The sequence below is a fragment of the Kitasatospora sp. NPDC127116 genome, assembly GCF_042677365.1.
In the GTDB taxonomy this organism is placed as follows: domain Bacteria; phylum Actinomycetota; class Actinomycetes; order Streptomycetales; family Streptomycetaceae; genus Kitasatospora; species Kitasatospora lactacystinica.
This window is the reverse complement of sequence record NZ_JBHXTL010000295.1, coordinates 1-1,675: the sequence shown is the minus strand read 5'-3', so window position 1 is coordinate 1,675 and position 1,675 is coordinate 1. Positions and strand designations below refer to the sequence as shown.

The following is a 1,675-nucleotide window of genomic DNA, read 5'->3' as shown; positions in this document are numbered from 1 at the left end:
CGGAATGGTGGCGTTGCCGTAGCGGCGCTCGGTGGGCCAGCCCTTCAGGATCTGGAAGAACTTCTCGTCCCCGACGGCGTTGCGCAGCGCCTGGATGGCCAGCGCGCCGCGGTAGTACACCGCGAGGGAGAACTGGTTGTCCTCGCCCGGGTCGCCCGGCTTGACGGTCCAGAACGGGTCGTCGGCCGGACGTGAGGCGTAGATGTAGTCGGCCAGTTCCTGCGCGGTGCCCTCGTTCTCGTGCTCGGACCAGAGGAACTGCGAATACTCGGCGAAGCCCTCGTTCAGCCAGATGTCGGACCAGCGGGAGAGCGAGACGCTGTCGCCGTACCACTGGTGGGCCAGCTCGTGCACGACCACCGACGTATTGGTGCCCCTGGCGAACAGCCCGGGGCCGTAGGAGACCCGGGTCTGGGTCTCCAGGGCACCACTGGACGAGGTGTTGGCGACGTAGCCGCCGACGGAGCTGAACGGGTACTCGCCGAAGTAGCCGCTCAGCCAGTCCACCAGCTCACCGGTGCGCTCGATACTCGCCCGCGCCGCGGCGGCGTTGTCACCCAGATCCTTGCTGTACGCGTTGTAGACCGGCAGCCCGCTCGCCGTGGTGTCCCGGGTGACGTCGAACTTGCCGATCGCCAGCGTGGCCAGATAGGTCGCCTGCGGCTTGTTCTCCCGCCAGCTGTACCGGGTCCAGCCCGCCTGCGAGCTGGTGCCGGTCAGCACGCCGTTGCTGATCACCTGGTTGCCGTCCGGCACCAGCACCGAGACGTCGAAGGTCGCCTTGTCGCTCGGGTGGTCGTTGCTCGGGAACCACCAGCCGGCCGACACGGGCTCGCCGGCCACCACCGCACCGTCCGGGGTACGGCGCCAGGCGGTGTAGCCGCCGTACTTCTCCACGGTGGACGGCACATCCTTGTACCGCACCACCACGGTGGCCTGGGCGCCCTTGGCCAGCGGCCGGGCAGGGGTGATCTCCAGCTCCTGATCACCGCTGGTGGCGAAGGCCGCGGGCCGCCCGTTGACCCGGACCTCGGAGACCTTCAGCGCGAAGTCGAGGTTGAACCGGGAGAGGTCCTGGGTCGCCGTGGCCAGGATCGTCGTGGTGCCCTCCAGCTCGTCGGTGGCGGGCTGGTACTTCAGCCGGATGTCGTAGTGCGACACGCTGTACCCGCCGTTGCCGAGGGTCGGGTAGTACGGGTCCCCGACCCCGTCCGCCCCGGGTTGGAAGTCGGAAGCGGAAGCGGGAACGGCCAGGAACAGGCTCAGGGCACTGGCGGCGGAGACGATCAGCCTCTTGCGCACATGGTCCTCCAGGAATCACCGGAACGACGGGTCGAATCGATCCTTCTCCCGTCAACCCCTCGCCCACTCCCCGATCGTGAGATCTTCATGAAAAGAAACGCGCCGAAACGACGGCTCCGCAGCGGTGCCGCGGAGCCGTCGCCCGACCGGTCCGACATGTCGTCAGCTATGGGCCTCGTGCACCGAGTTGGTCTCCTGGATCTTCTTCCAGGACTTCGGCTCGGCCGGGGGCTGCCCCGCGTCCCGGCCGGCGTCAGCGCCCGGCGCCGGCGAGGCCGAGGCGGAGGCCGCGGCAGCGGTGCCCGGCGGCACCGGTCCGACCGCGGGCTTGCTCGGGGTGAACAGCCAGGTGTTCAGCACGTCGCCGAGCTTC

1 protein-coding gene and 1 pseudogene are annotated in these 1,675 nt (G+C 69.1%); both read right to left on the bottom strand.

The window, feature by feature from the left end:
- Nucleotides 1-1,302, bottom strand: a 1,302-nt coding sequence (locus tag ACFVHV_RS43760; protein ID WP_380359474.1) for a M1 family metallopeptidase, incomplete at its 3' end; no start/stop codon positions are given.
- A gap of 162 nt (nt 1,303-1,464) precedes the next feature.
- A pseudogene (locus ACFVHV_RS43755) lies at nt 1,465-1,675 on the bottom strand (M1 family peptidase); the annotation flags it as partial.